The sequence below is a fragment of the Chryseobacterium sp. CS2K3 genome (assembly GCF_059515185.1).
Genome location: NZ_JCAKRW010000005.1, coordinates 267,488 through 287,775, shown reverse-complemented (window position 1 = coordinate 287,775; position 20,288 = coordinate 267,488). Strand labels below are relative to the sequence as shown.

At 35.8% G+C, this 20,288-nt stretch carries 19 protein-coding genes; 3 read left to right on the top strand and 16 right to left on the bottom strand.

The window, feature by feature from the left end; translation table 11 throughout:
* Window positions 1-47: 47 nt before the first annotated feature.
* The 4 genes from hemL to AC5YGG_RS10910 form a co-directional block, all read right to left on the bottom strand.
* Window positions 48-1,337, bottom strand: a complete 1,290-nt coding sequence (hemL, locus tag AC5YGG_RS10925; RefSeq protein WP_496144530.1) for a glutamate-1-semialdehyde 2,1-aminomutase — start codon at window positions 1,335-1,337, stop codon at window positions 48-50.
* Between the two features lie 74 nt (window positions 1,338-1,411).
* The gene (locus tag AC5YGG_RS10920; RefSeq protein ID WP_496144529.1) at window positions 1,412-2,470 is read right to left on the bottom strand and encodes a glucosaminidase domain-containing protein; all 1,059 of its coding nucleotides are present in this window, start codon (window positions 2,468-2,470) and stop codon (window positions 1,412-1,414) included.
* Window positions 2,471-2,485: 15 nt separating this feature from the next.
* Window positions 2,486-3,394, bottom strand: coding sequence for a 1-aminocyclopropane-1-carboxylate deaminase/D-cysteine desulfhydrase (locus AC5YGG_RS10915; protein WP_496144528.1), 909 nt, complete (start codon window positions 3,392-3,394; stop codon window positions 2,486-2,488).
* A gap of 272 nt (window positions 3,395-3,666) precedes the next feature.
* The gene (locus tag AC5YGG_RS10910) at window positions 3,667-3,993 is read right to left on the bottom strand and encodes a hypothetical protein (RefSeq protein ID WP_496144527.1); all 327 of its coding nucleotides are present in this window, start codon (window positions 3,991-3,993) and stop codon (window positions 3,667-3,669) included.
* 40 nt (window positions 3,994-4,033) lie between these two features.
* Between AC5YGG_RS10910 and AC5YGG_RS10905 the strand changes: the two genes are divergently transcribed.
* From AC5YGG_RS10905 to AC5YGG_RS10895, 3 genes are all read left to right on the top strand, one after another.
* Window positions 4,034-4,216, top strand: a complete 183-nt coding sequence (locus tag AC5YGG_RS10905) for a C1orf53 family protein (protein WP_496144526.1) — start codon at window positions 4,034-4,036, stop codon at window positions 4,214-4,216.
* 1 nt (window position 4,217) lies between these two features.
* Window positions 4,218-4,745: a DUF4136 domain-containing protein gene (locus AC5YGG_RS10900; protein WP_065396090.1), complete on the top strand. Its 528-nt coding sequence runs from the start codon at window positions 4,218-4,220 to the stop codon at window positions 4,743-4,745.
* A 225-nt stretch (window positions 4,746-4,970) separates the two neighbouring features.
* A complete protein-coding gene (locus tag AC5YGG_RS10895; protein ID WP_496144525.1) occupies window positions 4,971-6,755 on the top strand; it encodes an endonuclease in 1,785 nt (594 codons plus the stop codon).
* An 87-nt stretch (window positions 6,756-6,842) separates the two neighbouring features.
* On the opposite strand, the gene AC5YGG_RS10890 is transcribed toward AC5YGG_RS10895, so the two are convergent.
* The 12 genes from AC5YGG_RS10890 to tssD form a co-directional block, all read right to left on the bottom strand.
* Complete coding sequence (locus AC5YGG_RS10890; RefSeq protein ID WP_496144524.1) at window positions 6,843-7,532, bottom strand: hypothetical protein; 690 nt, start codon at window positions 7,530-7,532, stop codon at window positions 6,843-6,845.
* 92 nt (window positions 7,533-7,624) lie between these two features.
* Complete coding sequence (locus tag AC5YGG_RS10885) at window positions 7,625-8,635, bottom strand: hypothetical protein (protein ID WP_496144523.1); 1,011 nt, start codon at window positions 8,633-8,635, stop codon at window positions 7,625-7,627.
* A gap of 3 nt (window positions 8,636-8,638) precedes the next feature.
* Complete coding sequence (locus AC5YGG_RS10880) at window positions 8,639-9,649, bottom strand: hypothetical protein (protein WP_496144522.1); 1,011 nt, start codon at window positions 9,647-9,649, stop codon at window positions 8,639-8,641.
* A gap of 2 nt (window positions 9,650-9,651) precedes the next feature.
* Entirely contained in the window at window positions 9,652-12,474 is a 2,823-nt protein-coding gene (locus AC5YGG_RS10875) for an OmpA family protein (protein WP_496144521.1), read from the bottom strand.
* Between the two features lie 12 nt (window positions 12,475-12,486).
* Window positions 12,487-12,978 (bottom strand): DUF4280 domain-containing protein, encoded by a 492-nt coding sequence (locus AC5YGG_RS10870; protein WP_496144520.1) that lies wholly within the window; start codon window positions 12,976-12,978, stop codon window positions 12,487-12,489.
* A gap of 2 nt (window positions 12,979-12,980) precedes the next feature.
* Window positions 12,981-14,033: a hypothetical protein gene (locus AC5YGG_RS10865; RefSeq protein WP_496144519.1), complete on the bottom strand. Its 1,053-nt coding sequence runs from the start codon at window positions 14,031-14,033 to the stop codon at window positions 12,981-12,983.
* Window positions 14,034-14,047: 14 nt separating this feature from the next.
* The gene (locus tag AC5YGG_RS10860) at window positions 14,048-15,088 is read right to left on the bottom strand and encodes a hypothetical protein (RefSeq protein ID WP_496144518.1); all 1,041 of its coding nucleotides are present in this window, start codon (window positions 15,086-15,088) and stop codon (window positions 14,048-14,050) included.
* Between the two features lie 47 nt (window positions 15,089-15,135).
* Window positions 15,136-16,551, bottom strand: coding sequence for a T6SS phospholipase effector Tle1-like catalytic domain-containing protein (locus AC5YGG_RS10855; protein ID WP_496144517.1), 1,416 nt, complete (start codon window positions 16,549-16,551; stop codon window positions 15,136-15,138).
* 32 nt (window positions 16,552-16,583) lie between these two features.
* Window positions 16,584-17,558, bottom strand: a complete 975-nt coding sequence (locus AC5YGG_RS10850; protein WP_496144516.1) for a DUF2931 family protein — start codon at window positions 17,556-17,558, stop codon at window positions 16,584-16,586.
* 64 nt (window positions 17,559-17,622) lie between these two features.
* Complete coding sequence (locus AC5YGG_RS10845; protein ID WP_496144515.1) at window positions 17,623-17,793, bottom strand: hypothetical protein; 171 nt, start codon at window positions 17,791-17,793, stop codon at window positions 17,623-17,625.
* Window position 17,794: 1 nt separating this feature from the next.
* Window positions 17,795-19,726, bottom strand: coding sequence for a type VI secretion system Vgr family protein (locus tag AC5YGG_RS10840; RefSeq protein WP_496144514.1), 1,932 nt, complete (start codon window positions 19,724-19,726; stop codon window positions 17,795-17,797).
* Between the two features lie 156 nt (window positions 19,727-19,882).
* Window positions 19,883-20,287 carry a type VI secretion system tube protein TssD gene (gene tssD / locus AC5YGG_RS10835; protein WP_065396102.1) on the bottom strand — a complete coding sequence of 135 codons (405 nt, stop codon included), beginning with the start codon at window positions 20,285-20,287 and terminating at the stop codon, window positions 19,883-19,885.
* Window position 20,288: the final 1 nt, after the last annotated feature.

Genomic DNA, 20,288 nt, shown 5'->3' with positions numbered 1-20,288 from the left:
GCATAGAGATAAAAAAAGAGACTGCCTTTTGAGACAGTCTCTTCTTATTATTTATTAGAATATTCAAATTTCCTAACGGCTTCCAATGTCATATCAATTTCTTTTTCTTTGATCGCATCACTGATGAAGTATGTTTCATAACCACTTGGTGGCAGATACACTCCATTTTGAAGCAATTGGTGGAAGAAATTATTGAACAATGAATGGTTGGCTTCCTGTGCTTCATCAAAATTAGAAACTCTGTTCGTATGGAAGAATACAGACATCATCGAACCTTTTCTGTTGATTTTATGAGCAATTCCTTTTTCATTTAAAATCTTTCCGATTTCAAGATCTAAAGTCTGTGTTGTTTTGCTTAGCCTGTTGAAGAATTCAGGATCATTTTTGATTAACTGAAGAGTTTTTAATCCCGCTCTCATCGCTAATGGATTTCCACTTAATGTTCCAGCCTGGTAAACACCTCCTTTTGGAGCCAGGTGATCCATAATTTCGTTTCTTCCTGCAAAAGCTCCTACCGGAAGTCCGCCTCCGATTACTTTTCCGTAAGTTACAAGGTCAGCTTTTACGTTGAAAAGTTCCTGAGCTCCTCCGAAAGCTAATCTGAAACCTGTCATTACTTCATCAAAAATTAATAAAGCTCCATTTTCATCACAGATTTGTCTTAGGTTTTGTAGGAAATCATTTTCCGGTAATACGCACCCCATGTTTCCTGCAACCGGTTCAATGATTACCGCTGCAATTTCTCCCGGATTGTGACGGAATAAATCCTGAACCTGTTCAAAATCATTATAACGAGCCAATAATGTATCCTTCGCAGTACCTTCCGTTACTCCCGGAGAATTTGGATTCCCAAAAGTTGCGGCACCACTTCCTGCCTTAATCAGGAATGAATCTGAATGCCCGTGGTAGCACCCTTCAAATTTTACAATTTTGTCTCTCTTAGTATATCCTCTTGCCAGTCGGATTGCGCTCATACAAGCTTCTGTACCTGAAGAAACCATTCTGATCTGGTCAATATTGGGAACATTTTCAATGATGAACTTTGCAATTTCAGTTTCCAGTTCTGTTGGAGCCCCGAAAGAGAATCCTTTTTCTGCCTGAATTTTCAGTTCTTCCAATACTTCAGGATGGGTATGTCCTAAAATAGCTGGTCCCCATGAATTGATATAATCGATATAGGTATTGTCATCCGCATCAGTAAGGTAAGCACCTTTCGCTGATTTCATGAAAACAGGCACTCCTCCTACGGATTTGAATGCTCTTACCGGGGAGTTTACCCCTCCCGGAATGTATTTGTAGGCTTCATCAAATAAAGCCGAACTTCTTTGATACTTCATATATTTTCGGTTGGCGTTGACAATTTGCTGGTTGGCATCTTACTGTCAACTTAAGCTATCAACAAAAAATTAAATTAGTTTCTAGGTTTTTTATCAATCAGATAAATCAGCTGTCCTGCAGAAGGTTTCTGTCCTTCATCCATTCTGTTTTTAGCATACAATTTATGTAACTTGATTCCGAATTTCTGGGCAATATCATGCATATCTTCACCTGATTCAGCTTTATAAGTGGCTGTGTTTCCTGAAGAGTTCTTGGATTCAAGGAAGACAATAGAGTTTTTCTTCAATGTTTCGTTTTCCAGTTCATTCCATTTCATTAATCGGCTTTCGCTTACTTTAAATTTATTGGCAATGAATTTAACATCGGTATCTTCAGGGATAATGATATATTTCAGCCCGTCGTTCGGGTGACTTTTGATAAGAATAGAGTTCAGAATCTCTGCTTTTGTTTTAATTCGCTCTACTCTTTTTTGCTGTTGTGCATAAGAAGTTTGTTTGTAAGGAACTTCTACCGTAACCGGTTCTTTAGTTTTTTTTCCTGCTTTTGAAGGTTCCAACTGTGCCATAAAAGCTCTGTCATCTTTCAGGTCAGGATACATTTTAAGAACAGCATACAACACTTCATTAGAATTGGTGTTGTCATATTCGTATAGTCTGTACTTTTCAATTTTAGTAATAAGGATAGAAGCATAGCGCGGATTGGTTGCATAACCTGCTTTTTTCAATCCTGTTGCCCACGCTCTGTAGTCCTTCATATCTAGCTTGAAAAGATTTGCGTAGTATTTTCTTGTGGATAAAAATATAGAGTGATCTTCGTAAGACTGTCTTGGATCGTCATATACACGGAAACATTCGTTTGGAGCGTCGTCCGTATGTTTCATCGTTTTACCGGTCCAGTCTTCTTTACATTTTATTCCGAAGTGATTTTTACCTTCCTGTGCCAATCTGCTTTGCCCGCCTCCTGTTTCAAGAAGTCCCTGTGCAAGAGTAATAGAAGCCGGAATTTTATATTTTTCCATTTCCTCTACTGCATATTTAGCAAATTTCTGAATGTACTGATCTTCGGTAGCCCATCCCTGAGCAGAAAATTTTGATACAACTAAAAGGCTTATGGATAGGAAAAGTCTTTTCATGTTTCTCAATTTTACTTATATAATTAAATTTCTATTCTGTTTTTCTAAAAGCAGATTAGCACCTTCAATTCCTTGCAATCCACCCGTATGAAAGCACAAAATGCTGCTGTTTTCAGGAAAATAATCTTCTTCAATCAGTTCAAAAACCTTCTGCATCATCTTTCCTGTATAAATTGGTTCCAGAGGAATATCGTATTTCTCTTTGAAATCATTGATAAAACGGATATTTTCATCACTTATTTTACCATAACCTCCGAAACATGAATCTATTAGATTAAAATTCTGTTTCAAAGTTAATTCAAAAATTTTATTATCAAGTGAATCATCGTCAACGACCTTACATCCTATAACTTTCTGATTTTCTTCACAAAATTTTGAAATTCCGGCAATGGTACCTCCAGTTCCAACTGCGGTGCAAAGATAGTCAAAATCTTTTGTTTGCTCATTGAGCATCATTTTCACACCTTCCACGGCATCTTCATTGGTTCCTCCTTCCGGTACTACGAGTGCCTCAGGGAACTCCTGTTGAAGGAATTCGGTCAGTTTTTCTTTATGACGATACTCTTCACGGGTGACAAATTTCAGGTTCATGCCGTTTCTTTTAGCAAAGAGTAATGTTGGATTATCTCTCCATTTATGTTCCAGTTCTTGTCCTCTGATAATTCCAAGGGTCGGAATACCTGCAAGATTTCCTACTGCGGAAACTGCGGCAATATGATTGGAGAAAGCGCCTCCAAAAGTAATAACGTAAGGCTTTTCAGGGTTTTTCTCCAGATAATGATTGATATTATAAAATAATTTCCAGTATTTATTTCCTGAAATCTGAGGGTGAATAAGGTCTTCTCTCTTCATAAAGAGCCTTACATTTTTATAAGTTGGAATTTCCTGAATAGGAACAGGTTCTGTAGGGACTTTTAATAGCATTTCGATTGTTGGCTACTCATGGTTTACGAAATACAAAAATAATAAAAGATTACTTATGATTTTTTTATCATAATGACATGGAAAGAATGTTGTAAAATTACATGATATTATGTTGTGATATTTTGTGTTTCAATATGTGTGTTTTGGCTAAAGCCATTGTATTTGGGGTATTTTATTTAGATGGGCTAAAGCCCATCCCTATTGATGCAGCCATTCATTCACAAAAAACTGATAACCAATATCTGATGTCTGATGTCTGATGTCTAACAAACTTACAAATACTTTCTAAACCTCCAAAACCGTCTTTTTCTAAGGTAATCCAGGTTGGATTCATTAGCATACGCTTCTCTTTCGAATGAGATCCTTCTGTAAGCGAGGTCACCGTCTTTAAGTTTGAAAAACCAGTAATAATATTCAATAACATAAAAGATATAAAAGAAAATAACAAGCATTTCCAGCTGCTGTCTTAAATGAATTTTTTCGTGATTGATAAGTACTTTATTTTCCTTATCTTCGGGTTTCCTAATGAAGATAAAGGGAAAAAGAGCAATGCCATTAATTTTTAATCTTTTTAACGGCTTTTGGCATATAATTATCATACTAACAAATATAAAAAGTTTTTTGACTTACGTTTAACTTATGACCCATTATGACATCAAAGAAGGTGAAGACTTTTACTATAATGAACAGGGATACAAGGTTTTTACAGAAAAATTTCATCTGAAAAGAGGACATTGCTGTAAAAGCGGTTGCAGACATTGTCCGTACGGGTACGATAAAAAGACTGATACATTCATTAAAATTGATAAAAAAAATAAATAAAATGAAAAAATATATTTTTATTTTGTTGGCAGCAGCTACATTAGGATTAACTTCATGTAGCCCTTTTCAGGTACGTTCAGATTATGCTGAAACAGCTAATTTCAATTCTTACAGAACGTATAAAATAAGAATTGATGATCTAAAATTGAATGATATTGATAAAGACAGAGTTCTTAATGAGCTTTCAAGACAACTTCAGGCGAAAGGACTACAATCCGGAGAGAACCCAGATCTGATTATCAACGTAAAAGCGAATCATAAAAAAATAACGGATATCAATACAACTTCTCCTTACGGAATGTGGGGATGGGGCGGACCTTTCGGATGGGGCGTTGGTATGAACAGAACATGGACGAGCAATTATAATGAAGGTGCTTTGATTGTAGATCTGATTGATTCAAAAACGAATAAATTGGTATGGCAGGGTATCGGAAGCGGAATTTCTGTAGATTCTCCAAGATCTAAACAGAGACAGATTCCTGAAATCATGGCTGAGATCATGAAAAATTATCCGCCGCAGAGAAAATAAGATTTTATAGCTATTATTATATGATATGCCGGTACTTTTGTGCCGGCTTTTTTTATTTTAAACTCAAATATTAAGTCATATATTCATTAAATATTTTAAATTAATGTATTTTATTAATCAATTATAATTCATTTGCGAAATATAAATGCGATACATTCAAAATTAATAATAATGTAATTTTTTATTCACAAAAATGTAGTAATCTTGTTGTGAAATTATATTAATATGAAAAAAATCATTCTATTTACTGTATTTGCGGGACTTGCGAATGCTCAGGCTCCTGCAGGTTACTATAATGCTGCCAATGGGCTTAGCGGCGCAGCATTGAAAACGGCATTAAGCAGTATTATCACCAGCGGACATCAGGATAAGGGCTACAATGGATTGTGGACAGCTTATAAAACCACAGATATTGATAAAGATTACGAAAATGACGGATCAATCCTTGATATTTATTCTGAAAAACCTGTAGGCGCTGATCCTTATAATTATACACCGGGAGGCAATCAATGCGGAACCTATTCTACGGAAGGGAATTGCTACAACAGAGAGCATATTGTTCCACAAAGTTTATTCAGTCAGGCTTCTCCAATGGTAGCGGATATCCACTTTATTCGTGCTACGGATGGTAAGGTAAATGGGATGAGAAGTAATTATCCTTTTGGAAAGGTGGGGAGTGCTACTTTTACTTCTAAAAATGGTTCAAAGCTTGGTAATTCATCCTCTTCCGGCTATTCCGGAACGGTTTTCGAGCCTATTGATGAATTTAAGGGTGATGTGGCACGTATGATCTTCTATTTCGTAACGCGTTATCAGAGTAAACTTTCTTCTTTCAGTTCAGGAAATATGCTGGGAAGTTCTGCGTTTCCGGGGCTTCAGACCTGGGAATTGAATGTTCTTCTTGCGTGGCATAATCAGGACCCGGTTTCTCAGGCTGAAATCAAGAGAAATAATGCTTCTTATACTTATCAGGGTAACAGAAACCCTTTCATCGATAATCCAAATTATGTGAATCTTATCTGGGGATCTCAGCCATCGTCTAATGATACTCAGGCTCCGACAGTGGCAACAGGTTTAACTGTTTCAGGAAAAACATCCAACAGTATTGCTCTTTCATGGAATGCTTCTACGGATAATGTAGGGGTATCTTCATACAACGTTTATATGGATGGAACCCTGAAAACAACAGTAAATTCAACCTCAACAACTATTTCAGGACTAGCTCCTTCTACAACTTACAGTTTTTATATTGTAGCTCAGGATGCTGCCGGAAATTCTTCTGCCAACAGCGCTACTGTTTCAGGAACAACAAACGCGGGCGGTGGTACTACTCCATCTACAGGTTGTGCAAATGAAAATTTTGAGTCTATTCCAGCTGCAAGTTCTACATATTCTACCAAAACATGGAGCAATAATGGGATTTCATGGACTGCAACAGACTCACGAACTGACCAAACGATCAATAATAAAGCAATTACTGTAAGAAACGGTTCTTTAACATCCGGTAGCTCAGCGAATGGTATTGGTTCTTTAACAGTAACTACTCAGTTGAAATTTTCAGGTAATAACGGCGTTCTTGATGTGAAGGTAAACGGGACAACTGTGGGAACAGTTCCTTATAGCACAACGGCTACGACTACCACAATTAATAACATCAATGTTTCCGGAAATGTAACGGTAAGTCTGGTTAATAATTCTTCAAGTAACCGAATTGCTATTGATGATCTTACATGGACCTGCTATTCTGGTTCTTCTGCCAAGCTAGCTCAAAATGTTGCTACAGAAGCGGCATTTAAAATTTCTCCGAACCCAATCACGAATCAGGAAATTTTTGTAAAGGGAGATATTCAGAATGTTAAAAAAGCTGAAATTTATACGTTACAGGGAAAAGTTCTTCAGAGTATCGACAAACCTTTCAGAAACGGGAATGTAATCAGAACTGTAAATCTTGGGCAGGGAGTTTATATTCTTAAACTGGATGAAACGACAACACAGTTTTTAGTAAAATAATTCAAGTATATTTATTAAAAAAGGTTGATCTTACAAGAAGATCAACCTTTTTTGTTTTTATAGTTTGCTGGTTTTCACATAAGCTTATTATTTTACAAAGTCTTTTTCTTTATAGATCACAAAGTGTTCATTACGACGAATGATTTCTTTTATTTTAGGATCCAATCTATTGTTTTTATAAACGCTTAGCGTAATATAATAATATTGATCTATTCTGGTTTTCCCTTTGATTTTTGCGCCTTGTTCCTGTTTAGCTTTTGATCGTGTTAACTGACAGAAATAAGAATCGGTATTCCATTGATACACCAAAGTTTCATCCAAAAAAAGGGTCTTACATACCGGATTTGTTTTAAATTTCTGTGTAATGGTATTTACTAATAATTGAAACTTTTTTTCATCTCCTGTAAATTCCGTAGAAGTGTTGTATGCTGCGAGTTCATTTTTAGCGTTTGTCAGCAGATGGAGAACATCAAATTTAAAGTTCCCATCTACAGACAGGTAGGGTTTTTCTGTTTTCTTTTTGAAAATATTATACTTAAATCCGCAGGTATCATCATCTTCGAACAATTGCTTTGCTTCTTTTTCTTCACATGTCTTATTCACAAAAACAGTTTTAAAAGGGTCAGCTTTGGCGGTAATTGCATTTACATTCTCATCGAAAGTAATCTTGAGCAGATCAAAGTCTCCACAATCGGCACAGATATTATTTGTATTTTGTGATTTTGCATAGGAAACCAGAAAAAGAATGAGACAAAGGTTGATCGTTTTTTTAAACATAAATGGGATTTTAATTGACGATATTTTTTCTTTTCAGAACATGCCCAAAAGCTTATAACAGAAACAAAAAGGAGAATAGCATTTTTCATAGATTAACGTATTACTTCAAGACCATCTTCTAGTTTCTTTCCTTCTGGGAGATAAAGATATACTCCAATAAAGGATCCATATGTAGTACCATCTTCCTTGTATGAGAAAGCTAAGGCAGATGTTCCAGCTAATCTAACATCATTTTCCGATTTTTGGAGAAGAGCAATAATTTTTCCATTTCCATAAAATTTTGTTCTATAATTAAATGGTAACCATTCCTTCTTAACAGATAAATTAGAACAGCTTTCATCCCACATTTCTTTTATATCTGTCTTTTCCATATATTCTGAGACAGCATCTCTGAGAAGAGAAGAATATTTGTTCTTGGCAAGTTCATCAGCTTTATTGGAAGAATAAATATTTTTATAGTAATTATAAAATTCTACAGTTTTTTTCTCTAAAAGCTTCTGATCTAATTTTGTAAGATCTTGCCCTTTACTCCAACCTTCGTTTTCATAAGGAACAGTAGCATCGAATTCATATGTGATTTCATAATACTTTTTTCCAGCTCCTTCAAATTCAGGAATTGCCATATCATTATGCTCCCCAGCCATTCTTACCTTAGTCGGAAGTTTAAATTCGTTAACTGTTATAGCATTATAATTAGGATCTTTTTTATTTACATATTCTATTTCAAGTTTACACGATGTATTAGGAGAAAATACATCACCTGATCTACTATATTCAGCTGGTGCAGGATATAAGCGCAAAGTAATTTTTTGTTTACCATTTTTTAGAATAGCATTATTAATAATAAATGGTGTCATTTGTTGTCCATATTCTCTTTCAATTGCTACAGGATAATCATTTACTAAAAGTTCATAGACACATAATGAATTCTTTACATAAACCTGATATACAAGTTCTTGGGAATAATGCTTAACTTGTTCGTTAATCTTTTCTATAATATTAGAAGATGTTATGCCTCCATTTTGATCTATAACAGTGGTTTCCTTTTGAGAACATGCCCAAAAGCTTACAACAGAAACAAAAAGGAGAATAACATTTTTCATGGATTAACGTATTACTTCAAGACCATCTTCTAGTTTCTTTCCTTCTGGGAGATATAAATATAAATAATGGAAATCTGAGTAAGTAGTCCCATCCAGCTTATAAGTACCCCAAAGTCCAGATTGTTCTTTTAAACGTACATCGTTAGATGTTTGACGTAAACATACCATTTTACCGTTACCAAAAAATACCATTTTATAATCTTTCATAGGTTGAATCTTATAAGTAGGATTTGAATAAACCTCAATATATTCTTTCCATGATTTTGTTATATATTCTTTAGTTTCATATTCACTTACCATCTGTTCTTTAAACGGCAAATATGCACTCGAAGCAATCTTATTAATCAATTTTCCTTCAACCTCTTTTTTCCTATTTAGATTAACTTTAACCACTTCTTCTTCTAATTTTTTTTGATCTATCTTCGTAAGATCTTGTCCTTTTTTCCAACCATCAATTATATAAGGAACTGTTGCCTCAAACTCATATGTGATCTCATAATACTTTTTCCCTGCACCTTCAAACTCAGGAATTGCCATATCATTATGCTCGCCAGCCATTCTTACCTTAGTAGGAAGTTTAAATTCTTTTACAGAGGACACCTGGTTAGGATTTTTATTATCTACATATTCTATTTCAAGATTACATAAAGTGTTAGGTGATAAAAAATCTCCTGATCTACTATATTCAGCCGGTGCAGGATATAGACGCAAAGTAATTTTTTGTTTACCACTTTCTAATATTGCATTATTAATTGTAAATGGAGTCATCATTTGTCCATAATTAAACATTTTAGCAACAGGATAATCATTGACTAAAAGTTCATAGACACATAGTGAATTCTTTACATAAACCTGATATACGGGTTCTTGGGGATAATGTTTAACTTGTTCGTTAACTTTTTCTACTATATTTGATGATGTAATATCTGATTGCATACTATTATTTGATTTTGTTTGTTGTGAACAGCTCAATATACTAACTGAAAGTGCTGTAAATATGATATTTTTTCTCATAACTAAATTTTAAAAATATAAACTTTATCTAAATAGTAAGTATCACCTTCCAATAAAGTAAAAGGAACAGGTTTATCTTCTTTATTGGTATCAAAGACGTTTCTTCCATTCATTGTTGTTGCTACCCGTTGATGTATAGTTCCTTTTAACCCAGAAAAGAAAATAACATCCTGATAATAAATTCCCGTTGGTTCTTGTTTAGAATTATAATCCAAAGCATAATTACGAGAATATGTCATATACCCCCCTAGGTCTACATCTAATTTAGCTTCAAGTTTAATTCTTAAATCTGCAGGTGGGTATATAGGTATAATTTCTATCATTTTTTCCTTTTGCAAATTAAAGCCTTTTAAAGATGCTCCAGCAACAATCCCCATACCAGCAGTAAATTTCCCTTCACCACTGTTAAGATTAGAAATAAAGTCTCGTACATATATTTTCTTTGAACCAAAGTTTGCTCTTACCTTAAATTGAGCAAATATTTTCCCTTCAAATTCAAACTTCAGTTTAGTATTTTTCAAAACATCTTCACCCAAAACTTTTTTAAGCTTTGCCGCAACCTTTTCTATTTCAAGAAGGCTCACTTCTTTTTTATAGGAGATTCCTAACAGTGGATCTGCTTTACTGTTAATTTCAACTACTCTGGAAATTTTCCCAAGGGTAGATTCAAAATACATGCTTCTGTTTTCTGCCATTTTGGGGTATACTATTTCAAAGCCCCAATCTCCCATCTTATCTATGGTCTTAAAGAATCTTCTGTGCTTTCTGATTCTTCCAAATGCCCCTTTACCTCGCGTAAACCAGATTATTAAAAGTATAATTGCAATTTCAATAATATACATGATAATTAATGCAATTGCTGTGAGGTAACGATAATCACGAGTGAAATCAATTGTACTCGCCGGAGATTTTCTTTTTTCAATATCTCCAAAATTATAAATAAAATGTACTCCTAAAGCGAACTTATGGGTTTCTTCTTGAAGGAATTCAAAAATTGTATCAGAAAGCTCATTTACTTCTTTTGGAGAAAATTCTTTAAGATTGGTGATACTTTTTTTTACTGAATCTACTGTTTCATCAAGCCACTCAAAGTTATCTACAAGTTTCACAGGAACATCATTCCAAAAGAACGGGTCTTTATAGCTCATTCTTAAGTTCTGCGTCAGCACGGCATCCGGATAAGTATTTAAAACCAAGGTAGGCTTTGCTTCTTTCTTATCCATTTTAGAATAATAAGCACATGAATTTATAAAAAACTGGTGTGCAAATCTACTTCCCAGGAAAAAGGAATGCAGGAAATCACCAAGTTTAGGTTCATTACTGTATACTTTATAGTTGATGCTATTATTACCTTCCTTCAAAGTAATAGGACTTCCGTTTGTATACCCACTGATCACCCGTACCTGTAATGTATGCTTTTCAGGTTTATGATAACACCCTTTTCTTGAAACTCCATTAATAATAAGTGCAGAAGCCTGTGCGTGATTAATATCAGGAGCAATCAAAGAATATTCTATTGGCAAGGCATCTTTATCGCTGATCAAGAATTTGATGGTTGTTCTCCTGTTTTGCTCATGCATTCCTTCTGTTAAATTGTTACCGGAATGTAAAGGCATGGACTTCCCGTATCCTTTGGCATGAATTCTTCTTTCATCTACCCCATTCTTAACAAGATAATCTACTACAGATTGTGCTCTGCGTTTTGAAAGCGCCATATTGTATTCGTCTGTTCCTCTGGAATCTGTATGAGAGCCCAGTTCCACAGGTACATACGGCATTAGTTTGGTAAGAAACTGTACTACCTCAGCCAAAACTGGCTTAGCATCTGCTCTGATATTAGATTTATCATAATCGTAGTTGATATTTCTAATGGTGTAGAACTTACTGCTTGGGTCCATTTTATTAATGAACTTCCCTTCGTTAAAAAGCTCAACCAGATTGTTCCTTTCTGAGAATTTGATGACCTGAAACTTACATGTAGATATTGAATCTACCTTTTTATCAGTTTGTCCTACCTTTACAGGAGCATTATTATTAAGCGTGGTAATATTGGTTTTAACGGGAACCGTTTTGTTCTGAACTTTTAAAAAACGTCCATGGATAATATTTCCTCTGTCGTCTTTAATATAATTCTTACCGTCTTTTATTTTAATATAAAACTCGGTAATATCTTGTCCCTTCCCCCAAGAACGTTGTATCGTAAAATCAGTATTGATCTGCCCGTTTATAACCCAAGCCTGTTTTTCAAATACTTTTGCCAGAACATCATCCGCAGTGGGGTCGTAGTTTTTATCAGTAATCCTGTTCTTAATTTTTTCAAAAGTAACTTCAGAATTCATTCTATACACCTCTACGGTAACAAAACTTCCATTAATTCCCTGTGTGCTTACTCCTAAAAAAACATTTTCACCAAAAGAAAACTGTCGGGAACGATTGTCTGCACCACCTAATTTCACACTCCACTTGGTGTTTATAATTAAAGGGGTACAATGTCCTTTTACAAATAAACCTGTGATATTTTGTTTATCAGGGCTTCCTGAAAGACTTGCTTCTACATAAAAATAATGGTTTCCACCACATAAGTGTTTGGGTATTGTAAATTTACGGGTATAAGATACAGTCCTGCTAGTAACTTTCTGTCTTTTACTATCCTGTACTAACCATGTAACGGGGTTCTTTTTGTCTTCAGCAGTAGTACCTGATAACCAATCAACAACTACAAAAGTTACTTCTTTATCACCAACTAATGTCACTCTTTTTCCAGGGACCGTCATATCAGGATAATAAGAACCACTGAAACTTATCGCTTTAACTCCTTTCGCCATTTCCTGTTGATTTTAAATTACAAATTCTTCTCCCTCATCATTGGAAGGTTGCTCGTTATACATTGATTCCGTATTTACCAAAGGATTGATCTGCTGCTGGACATCCTTATCTGCATTCTTAAAGTTCTGCTGGCTTGCTTCAGCCCTCTGTCCGTGATCTATAATTTCTATGCAGGGAGTTCCTGCAACGGCACAAACGGCTTTACTGTCTTCCAGAATGATATATCCGCCATTGCTGAGCTGTACTTTTTCATAGAATTTCTGCCATTCGGTGACCATTATTTTACATGGCGGTGGTGGTCCGCCGTGTTTTGTACAATTTCCGAATGTATTTTTCTCAAATGTTGCTCCTCCTATTTCTTTTGTGGTTACAATAAGTTTTTTGGAAGCGCTTTTATCATTGGCGTATTCTTTCTGATGTGAAAGTACCTTAAGTTTATCCGGAGCCTGCCCGAACTGGCACTTGCACATTGCGCCCTGTACTACAATATGTTTTTCCGCCATCCTTACTGTTCTTTATTTGAAACCAGCAGTCTTGTCAGGTATTGATTCCCGAACTCAAGACGAATGAAACTTTTATTCATTTTAAAAGTAACTACCGTTAATGCTCTGGATGAATTTTCATCAGTATCTACCGTGGTCTGATAAAGCTGCGCATTGTATCTGGCAAAAAGTTCCTGGCATTCTGTAGGAGAACTCTCATTGAAAACAAGCCCGTAAGGTAAACCTGCTACTTTTTTATCACCGTAATATTGCAGAGCGTAATATTCCTGTCCATCAACCATTGTTGCATAGATCAGATTAAAAACCTCATCAATATCCCAGTTTGAATATTTTCCGCCTTTACAGCTTTCACATTCCGGTTCTGTAGGTTGTATCTGCAGGCGTTTTGTAAAAGTAGCGGCTGTTGTCGGTAAAGAAATAAATTGTTTATTGGTAAATAATGCCTGTAGTTTCTTTGATGTCGTTTTTTCAATACGATTTCTCGCTTCTATTTCTGCGAACTGTGCATCTGCTTCAGCATTCATTCGTGCAATTTCTTCGGCACGTGGTGAGGCTGCATCTGCTGTTGCACGATCCGTTGCTTTTGAATTTAACAGGAATTCTTTAATTTCTTTTTCAACTTTACCAGTGGATCTGGTTTGTTTTACATCGACATCTTTCTTCGATAAGCGGTCAGGGATGACATTTTCAAGGAAGATGCTTACTTTCGTACTTTTCTTTGAAAGTTTAGTAAAGCTGATATTCCAACTCGCCTGTTGGATAAATTGTTTTGATTTTGCACCTTTATTCAATGCCAGTTCCAGATAAGGATTTTTGGAGCCGGCATCATATTTCAGATTATAAAGGTCAATACTCGTTGAAAAGCCCTCTCCCATTGCAGTGGCAACGGCATCCATTGCTGAGCTTTTGGTAAAATCGTTTTCAAAATCAAAGATAACTCTTTCCAGTACCTGAATATTTTTAGGCACCGTAAATTCTACTTTCTGCCCAAAGGACAAACCGAAATACACCAGAAAGATCAGTAAAGAAAGTTTCTGATTTAATTTAATTTTCATTTTATTCTGTTTTTTTATTCTGATACAGCAGTAATCACTACTGATATTTTCTTTTCTTCTTCCAACATTATACTACATTCCAGATACAGGGTTTCGGGAAGTAAAGTTTCCCCGTTCAGATAATACTGTAATCTGAAATTTCCATTGTCATTCATTACCGGATGGTCCTGAATAATCATTGAAAAAGGGGATTCGTTGATGAAGTCGTATACTGTTCTTTCTTCATTTAATTTTCCTTCTCCGGATATATTCACCAGGTCATATTCATCTTTTACCGGATCTACTTCTATATTTATTTTGTATCTCGGTTCAATAGGATTATCCACCACAGGGAAGGTTTCTTCACCTTCTATCTTAAAATTGGGACCGAAGCTCTGATAAATTCCAAAGAATAATGTTCTGATGAAATAATCATTTTTCAAATAAAAACTGATCGCATCCGGTTCATTGATAATATCCTCTATCTTTTCACAATATTTATCTACAATATCACCTTCAAACTCCTTGTAAACTTCTTCCTTCACTGCCGTCCATCTCTCTTTAAATACTGAAAGATTTTCTACCTGACGGAATTTACCATGCTCATCCACACTTATCTGTAAGGGATATAAAACTTTGGATGTTTTGTACGCTAAAGTATCGGCAATTTCGTTAATTTCTTCTTCGTTAAGATAGAGATCAGATGTTCTGTCAATTTCAAAAAAGTGAATCTGACTTTCATTTTTTAACCAGCGAACCGAGGTTTCGTATTTTAGCTCATTTTTACTGCTTCCTGTTTCAAGATTGACAATCACTCCATATTTACAGAATGATTTCTCTGGTCGGAAAACAATACTGTTACCTCTTCCGAACTGTACTTTTTTATTTTGATCCGCAACGGCAATCCTTGGAATATAAAGTTCCTTCTGCCCGGTAAGTTCTATGAGGATCATATCTTTTACCTGACAGTGATTGTTGTGGAATAATTTCAGGGTATCTGCATCCAGCCCATAAAGTGTTGCAATACTTTTCAGGGTTTCATTTTTCTGGATGATGTGGGTGTTAAACTTCTGCATATAATATTCCGTCTTCAGGGCTATTTCTTGTAATGTGATTTAATTTTTTAGTGAATAACTCTTGTTCTGTTAGGTCTTGGATCCATTCCGATACCTTCTCTTCTTGCAGACCAATGCAGATATTTATGTCGAAGTTCTAATAAATCAGTTTGTTCCTGAGCTTCTTTCTGATATTCTGCATATTTCTTTTGCGGAATGGATGCTCCCATATATTTCTTTTCCAATTCTGCTTTCGGTATAAATGCGTAAGGTTTTCCGTCTCCCATCACATAAGGTTCAAGACGATTTTTAACTCTTACCAATAATGCGTCAGAATCAATGGCATAAGTTTCATTCACCATTTTTTTATCTGTAATCGGAAGATTTTTCTGAATCCCGTAATCTGCCATAAAATGCAGCGGAATATAGCTGAATGTCTTCACTAATTTACGTGTACTTTTTAATGACCAGTAAAATCCGGAGGTAATGATAAGTTCTCCTTTATGAAACCAGCCTTCTGCTTCCAGTTCATCTCTCAACGCTTCCAGCTTAGAGGGGCTGAATCCCCATGCTGTTTCCAGTTCTTCCCATGATTCTTCACCGTTTTCATAAGCTCCGCCTACGTCACAGTGAACTCCCGGAAATGTTTTTTCAATGCCTGTACGCACTCTTGTAAGGTCAAAATTCTCTCTGTGTTCGTCTTCTGCAATAAAGTGGATCACTGTCTGAGCTTTTGCAATATCGTTAAGGCTTAATTCTTCTACATCATTACTAAAATTAGGTTTCGGAGAAAGGTATTTTGAGTAGGATGAAACGGTATCATAAACACCCAGAAACCTTACTTTTAAAACATCAATGATAATCCCGGCTTCCTGTAATTTCAATCCCAGATGACCCCATTTAGGAAGTTCCTGTAAGTCTACAGAGTTTCCATCCTCATCAGAATAGGTAGTCGCAACCATTCCATCATTGGCAACGGTATGGGCAGACGCTTTATATTTAGCTTTACTGATTTCATGTACAAAGTTTCGTGCAGCTGCTGCCCCACGGCTAAAACCGAACACATCAAAAGTAAGTACAGCAATTTTGTCTGCCTTCTTCTCACTTTTAATGGTTTTTACTTTTTTTACAATCTCTTCACAGCCTTTTCTTACTTTGGATCTGATACCGGTGGCTCCGGTCCCAAACGCATAGCCTAAAGTCTGATCTCCCTGAGCATCTTCTGTTCCGATTCCTTCTATATAAATTCCGAAATTTTTATCATAGTTATCCCACATTCGGGCTACATTGCTCCAATCATTGTTGTAACTGTTGTTATCTGTGACTTTACCACCATGTTTTTTATACGCATCGGTTCCCTTTGCCTTTTCTGTGGTGTTTGTTTTATTATTTAAAGTTCCGTCAAAAAAGATCCCAATCGTAATATCCAATACTTCTTCTTTGGTTATTGACGGGGTGTATCCTCCAAATTGATTATTGTGCATAGTTCTCGTTTTTAAATTGGTTCACAGAAATCTTATTCTATTTTTCGGGACAATCTTACTTTTGCTTTGGTAATGAAAACTTCTCCCTGCTCAGTCATTAAGGATAAAAACACTTTGGTATTGTCTTCATTTACTTTAATGGTAAAATCAATGTCCTCTTCCTTCCCTATTTTCTGAAACAATTCGAAGATTTCTTTTTCATCAAAAGCATCTACCCATACAGCATATCTGTTTTTATTTTTATCACGCCAATAAAAACCACAGAATTTTGGGATTGCCCTTGGTTTGTAGGTATCATCTTTCAGACTTTTAGCAAAAAGATTTTCCTGTTCCCCATTATAATTAGTAAATCCAAAGTCCAGCCATACACCTCCTTCAGGAAGGATAACATCTGGCTTCCAATTGTACTTTTCCCGATAGACTTCGTAAATATCTTCCGAAGGATAACCTTCTTCTTCAATTTTTTTCCGAACTTCAGGCTTGAATGTTTTATAAGACGGATCTTTCAGCATTCTGTCTGCAAATCCTTCTTTAAACATATATTGAGCATTATCGTATGCTTTTTCTTTGGTGATAATGGTATCGTGAGCCTGAAAAGCACCTACTTCTTTCTGATTTCCGGGACCTTTTACCCAAAGAACAACCTTTCCTTTAGGAGCCAATCCTACCACAAAAGAATTGTAAGTGGTTCTCTTACGGGTATCCTGATCTACAAATCCTTCATCAAAAAGGGTCTTTATTTTTTCTTTATTAAGATCCCATTTTCCGGTATAGAACTTTTTTTCAACCAAGGAATACCAGGTAAATTCAAGATGTTGTGGCAGATTCATTTTTTCGGTTTCTACACTCATTGTTCCGCCTTCTTTTCCCCAGCCGGTGTTCTGTGTTCCCCAAATAGCATCGAAGCCATAGGTAAAATCATCAGCAACAATAGCTCCTTTATAAATCTCCATAGGATATTCCTGCGGTGCAGAAACGGTTCCCAGCCAACTGTATTTTTCTTCCATTTTTTTATTCTGACAATTTATTGTTGAAAAACAACATACTACACAAAGAATAAAAGCTCTTAAACTATTTATGACCATGAGACATAATCTTCTTGTTACTAGCTAAAACAAGGTTTTCTTTTTGTGCCTCTACATTGATCTTCTTTGCAATCTTTTCTACCTTTTTTCCTACGTTCAGATGATAAGTGTCTTTTACAGTTACCACAATGTTTTTTGCTGTTTTAATAATCGCCATATCAGAAAAGTTTTGATTTCTCAGCACTGTTGAACTCTACAATTTTCCCACTTTGCATGGTCATGTTTTCCATTTCGCTGAACATAGAAATTTCTCCTGCTATTTCATTGGAAGTCTCAGATTGTCTTTTAAATTCTTTATCTACCAGTTCTGTTCTGTTGTCTGAAGATTCTCTGATATCTCCGGAAGCGGTCTGCATAATATCTTTTCCGGCTGTAGAGACAATATCCTCGTTAGCTGAACTTGAAATGCTTGCTCCCGCATCAATGGTAATTTCTTTTCCTGCAGTGATATTGATATTCTCACCTGCATTCAATGTGAAATTTTTAGGAGCTTTCATATTGATATTTCCTTTACCATCCATAAAATAACTGTTTCCACTAGGATCAAGGATGGTTACACTTCCCTCATTATCATTCAATAAAATTCTGATTCCGCTTCTGGTTTGGATAGACTTTAAATGATTATCAATTCCACCTCCTAACGCTACTCCACCGTGAAACATTCCTCCCATTACAAAAGGTCTGTCAGGATGACTGTGTACAAAATTCACCATTACCTGATCTCCTACTTCCGGAATTGCCACGTATCCTCTGTTTTGAGACACCTGATCTGTTCCTCCGGCGTCCGGACTCATCATACGGATAAAATGAGTAGTATCATTAGTCTGCCAATCAAATCTTACCTGAATTCTTCCCTGCCCTTCCGGATCTGTATTGGAAATCACCGTTGCTGTTTGTGGCTCAGCTTTTGGAATTCTGTATTCCGGTTTTGGTAAAAATCCTGTATCTGCTGCTATGCCAACAAAACTTCCATGATAATGTCCTATGGTGTCAATTTCATGTTCAGCTTCTGTGATCATGATTCTTGTAAAATAAGATGTTTCATTAGAATCCTGTTTACGCATCTGTACATCAGCTACACATCCCGGATGCAGGAAAGGAACTGTAGTATTTCCTGAAATGGTAAAAACATTTACGGCTTCACTTCCTGAAGCACTTTTTTGTGAATATTCTACATCAAGATGCGTGGTTGCTTTAATGGGTGCAATCTGTAATGCCGGTGTTTTATAGATAGATTCGTTATGATTATAGGCTGTTTTCGCCAAATCTCCTACATGCTTAATGGGCGTAGAACCGGAAGTAAGTTTTTCATGTTTATTACTATTGTATCCATAGAATTGAGGCTTGGTATGAACGGCTTTTAATTCTACTTTTATATCATTGGCACTGCTTCCGTACGTTAGTATAATAGGTTTATTCTGTGGTGGAAGTTTCCCAAAATGCAAAACCTCACCGTCATAGAAAAACTGTTCGCCATACGCTTCAGCCATTCTTGCAAGATAATTATAATGAGTTTCATCGTATTGGCTGCTGTAAATGATCTGAGAAAAATTATTGGCATCTACCCTGATATCAAAACGGCTTTTATCAATCCCCTGCTTGATAACATCTTCTGCAATAATTCCTACATTAACAGGTTGTGCGCCTCCGAAACTTTGAATATGCGGAGCTCCATCCAATAAAATAGTAGGGCTGCTTCCCGTTAGTACAATATTTCCGAGACTCATTTTCTCCTGACTGAATCCTACGCCGGTTATTACTCCTACGAATGTTCTTTCAGGGCTGTTATCAATATCTTTATAAGAAATGACAGCCGTAAGACGTTTTCCCAAAAATTTATTAGCATCATCCAGGGAATGAGTCTGTCTTTCTCCCAGGGTATCATGCGCTAGAGTGAGTGTAAATTCGTGGTGACGTCTGGTACTTTGTTTAAGCTTGAAGTGCTTATAGTATTTTATAATTTTCCCTTCGATAACGAGAGAAAGCTTTACTAATCTGTTGATGCCTATATGGTGATTTTCAGATACACCATCTGCATTCTGCGTCGGGCGAAAGGACGCGGCATTTGATTTTCCAGGTGTGTTTGACATATTTTGTGGTGATTTGTTTTATTTCTTCCTTAATTTTTCAATGATATGGGATTTTTTTTAAACAAAAAGCATTCCCTTTCTTTATAAAATGGCTTTTCAAAAGGTAAAAAAAGACCGTCTTATGGGACAGCCTTTTTATTTTTTGCTCATGAAGATTTAGCTCATTGGCCAAAGTCCTTCATAAGCTGAATTTCCGTAAGTAATCGTTTCAGCGCTTATTACAAAACTGATCAGCATATTGTTGCTGTCTATTGCATCAAAATCAACTTCGTGCTGAATTACATATCCATTTTCCCATTTCAAAGTGATCAGAGTTCCTTCTTCGTGAGATTTGTTGAAATTAATTTCTCCGGTTGTTGGCTTATATTTGCTGTTCAGTAAACTTTCCAAAACATCAGATTTTTCTGTTGCTTCGATGGTTACTTTAATAAGGGCATTTGACGGATCTGATGCTACACGTCCTGAAACATCTGTAGCTCTCGATACACTGTAGTTAAGCTTTAATAACTTCTGACCTTCACCTCCATTGAATTTTAAGATTCCTCTTGAATTTCCTGCCATA